Source organism: Mycobacterium sp. E2327 (assembly GCF_001672675.1).
Lineage (GTDB): Bacteria > Actinomycetota > Actinomycetes > Mycobacteriales > Mycobacteriaceae > Mycobacterium.
This window is the reverse complement of sequence record NZ_LZKE01000221.1, coordinates 1-3,692: the sequence shown is the minus strand read 5'-3', so window position 1 is coordinate 3,692 and position 3,692 is coordinate 1. Positions and strand designations below refer to the sequence as shown.

Genomic DNA, 3,692 nt, shown 5'->3' with positions numbered 1-3,692 from the left:
GGGGTGGTCAGCGCGCTGGGGATGTCGGCGCCGTCGACGCGGATGCCGATGGTGCCGATGAGCCCGGCCGTCCGCCCGCCGGCACGCAGGCCCGACTCGACCAGGTAGGTCGTGGTGGTCTTGCCGGACGTTCCGGTGATCCCGATGACCGTGACCTTCTCCGACGGGTTGCCGTACACGGCGGCGGCCAGGCCGCCCAGCACACCGCGGGGCGTGGGGTGTACCAGGGTGGGCACGGTCGCGGCCGGCATCTCGGTGACCCCGGCGGCGTCGGTGAGCACAGCGACGGCGCCGCGTTCGATCGCGTCGCCGGCGTAGCGAGCGCCGTGCGTGGCCGAGCCGGGCAGGGCGGCGAACAGGTCGCCGGGCCGCACGTCCTGGGCGCGCAGCGTCACGCCGGTGACCGGGATGTCGGGGACGGCCACCCCGTCGGCCAGCACCGCGCCGACCTGGGCCGCCAGCTCGGGCAACCGCAGCCCCGCATCCGCGGTCGGGCGCAACTCGGCGGGCACCGGCACTCTGCTCACACCTCCTGCTGGATGATCCCCATGATCAGCCATGACACCCTACCGAGACGCACCCGCCGTGACGTTTACCCGCGCCAGCTGGGCTGCCACCCTGACGACTGTGCTACCGCGCACAGACGGCCGCGAACATTCCCGCCCCCGCGGCCAGCAACACCACGTCGATCAGCAGCGCATAGGTGCGCGGGCGAACGCGGCGCACGACGCCGCGTGCAAGAAAGGGCCCAATCATCAGGGCCGCCCCGATCGCGAGGCCGCGAATCACCACGGTGCTGGTGAGTGCGCCGAACTCACCGAAGGTGGCCATCTTGCCCGTGTAGAGCACCAGCGAGCTGGCCGCCTCGGAGCCGAGAAAGGCACCACCGCTCAGGCCATAGCCGGTGAACACCGGAACGCTGAGCGGTCCGGTCGACAGGATCAGGCCGGTGAGGAATCCGACGACGACGCCCGCGATCGTGAGCTGCCACAGGCGCACCCGCCACTGCCGTGCCGCTACGAGCCGGCGCACCGGCACCATTGCGAGAAAGAAGACGCCCAGCACGCCGTCGACGATCGCTGGCGAGACCGTCAGTAGCGTGTGCGCGCCGACCACCGCCGCGGGGGTGCCCGGCAGCGCGTAGGCGAGCACCGGCCGCCAGCGAATCTGCCGCCACCACGCCGCGACCCGGCCCACGTTGGCCATCACCGCGGCAATACCCATGACGGGCACAGCGATTCGTGGGCCGTACATCGTCACCAGGATCGGCAACAGCACCAATGACGATCCGGTGCCGACCAGGCCGCCGAGAGCGCCGGCGCCCAAAGCAACGAGGAACAGAACAACGAGAGCGAACATGCGCGGACCTTCTCGACGACGCGAGGCGCGCCGCCGGAGATCCTCCAGGCTTTTGTCCGTTCAGATGACCGCACCTTTTCGGAAGACGCGGTGGCGTCGCTCGGACCAGTCACGCTCGCACGCCGGAACCCTAGACGCTATCGGGCCCCACGCTAGCACGCTCGCGAATCATGGCTGCTCCAGCCGAGTTTCAGGTGGCCTGCAGGGTCAGCGGCGGGCCCGGATCCGGTGACAGCGGCACGTTCTCGCGCTGCATCAGCCAACCCGCGATGTTGTGGAACAGCGGGGCCGCCGAGTGCCCGGGCGAGCCGTCCGCGTTGCGCTGCGGGTTGTCCATCATGATGCCGATGACATAGCGGGGATTGTCGACGGTGGCCATGCCGGCGAAGGTGATCCAGTAGACGTCGTCGAAGTAGCAGCCGCAGCCGGGGTTGATCTGCTGGGCGGTCCCGGTCTTGCCGGCCATCTGATAGCCGGACACGGCGGCCGACGGCCCGGTGCCCTGCTGGTAGCCCATCGGGTCGCTTTGCACGACGGCGCGCAACATGCCGCGAACGGTCTGCGCGGTCTGCGGCGACACCACCCGAACACCGTCCGGGTGCGGTTCTTCGGTCCGGGTGCCGTCAGGTGCGATGGTGGCCTTGATGATCCGCGGCGGGACCCGTAGCCCGTCGTTGGCGATCGTCTGGTACATGTCGGTCATCTGCAGCAGGGTCATCGAAAGCCCTTGGCCGATAGGCAGGTTCGAGAAGGTGCTGCCCGACCATTGGTCGATCGGCGGCACCAGGCCCGCGCTCTCGCCGGGCAGCCCGACGTTGGTGCGCTGGCCCAGCCCGAACTTGCGGACCATGTCGTAGAAGCGTTCGGGGCCGACGCGCTGCGCCAGCATCAGGGTGCCGACGTTCGACGACTTTCCGAACACGCCGGTGGTGGTGTAGGGCATCACGCCGTGGTCCCAGGCGTCGTGAATGGAGACACCGCCCATCTGGATCGAGCCGGGCACGTGCAACACCTCGTCGGGGTTGGACAGGCCGTACTCGATGACCGACGACGCGGTGATCACCTTGTTCACCGATCCCGGTTCGAAGGGCGAGGACACCGCCAGGTTGCCCAGCTGCCGGTCGCCCTGGCGCCCGATGTCCTGCGAGGGGTCGAAGGTGTTGTCGTTGGCCATCGCCAGCACCTCGCCCGTCTTCGAGTCCAGCACGACGGCCGAAACGTTGTGCGCCCCAGACAGATTCTTCGCCTGCTGGACCTGCTGCTGGACGTAGAACTGGATGTCGTCGTCGAGGGTCAGCTGGACGGTCGAACCGTTGACCGCGCGGTGCCGGTTGCGGTAACTGCCCGGGATGACGACGCCGTCGGATCCGCGGTCATAGGTGACCGAGCCGTCGGTTCCGGAAAGGACGGAATCCAGCGAGTCCTCCAGCCCGAGCAACCCGTGGCCGTCCCAATCGATGCCGCCGACGATGTTGGCCGCCAGCGATCCGCCCGGGTACTGGCGCAGATCCTGGCGTTCGGAGCCGACCTCGGGAAACTTGTCCGAGATCGCGCTGGCGACGGCGGGGTCGACGGCGCGCGCCAGGTACACGAAGTTCTCGTTGCTTTGCAGCTTCTTCAGCACGGTCGCGTAGTCCGGCTTGTTGTTCAGCCGGGTGGAGACCTCCTTGGCCATGTCGCGCAGCCGCTCCTGCGGATCGGGGGCGGCGGGGTTCTTCTTTTTCGCCTCTTCCAGCTGCTGGTGAATCCGCTTGGGCTGGAACGTCAATGCGCGGGACTCGATGGTGAAGGCCAGCTGTTGGTTGTTGCGGTCCACGATGCTGCCGCGGACCGCCTTCTCGACGTCGGTGACCTTGAGCTGTCCGGCCGCCTGGGCGCGCAGCTTCGGGGCGTCGGTGACCTGCAAGACGAACAGCTGCGCCGCGGCGACCGCCATCAGCAGCGCGATCACGATGTTGCCGGCCCGACGCCGGAATACGAACGACGCGCCGCGCGTCCCCACCTCCACGATCTGGCGGGTGCGCCGCTCGCGCGCCGAGTGTCCGACGCCCGCCGCCTCGGCCGGACGGGTTTGCTTGCCTTGCTTTTCTTTACGGGGGTTCTTCGGTAACCGGACGTCCTTGGGCTCCTGCGGTTTACGGGGCCGGCGCGTCGGCCGCACCGACGGCGACCGGCGTGCCCGCCTGTCCTCGCCGCGGCTCACCGGGCGGCACCCGGCGTCGCGACGGTGAGCGGCCCGAACTGTTGGCCGTTAGCCGGCGCGCTCGGTTGCGGGGCCTGAGGGGCTGGCGCGGCCGGACCGGGCATTGCCGGCCGCACCGGGACCGGCACTT

General features: G+C 69.3%; 3 protein-coding genes. All 3 read right to left on the bottom strand.

What is annotated here, in order from left to right; genetic code table 11:
- The coding region (locus tag A5712_RS25265; RefSeq protein ID WP_231982243.1) for a Mur ligase domain-containing protein at positions 1-560 on the bottom strand (560 nt) is incomplete at its 3' end.
- Positions 561-630: 70 nt separating this feature from the next.
- On the bottom strand, positions 631-1,359 hold the full coding sequence (locus A5712_RS25260; RefSeq protein WP_068111618.1) for a sulfite exporter TauE/SafE family protein: 729 nt from the start codon (positions 1,357-1,359) through the stop codon (positions 631-633).
- 190 nt (positions 1,360-1,549) lie between these two features.
- Positions 1,550-3,562, bottom strand: a complete 2,013-nt coding sequence (locus A5712_RS25255; protein ID WP_156766767.1) for a penicillin-binding protein 2 — start codon at positions 3,560-3,562, stop codon at positions 1,550-1,552.
- Positions 3,563-3,692 lie beyond the last annotated feature (130 nt).

Excerpts from the sequence above, each read along its gene's own strand:
- A5712_RS25260 (WP_068111618.1), bottom strand. The coding sequence starts at position 1,359 with ATGTTCGCTCTCGTTGTTCTGTTCCTCGTTGCTTTGGGCGCCGGCGCT.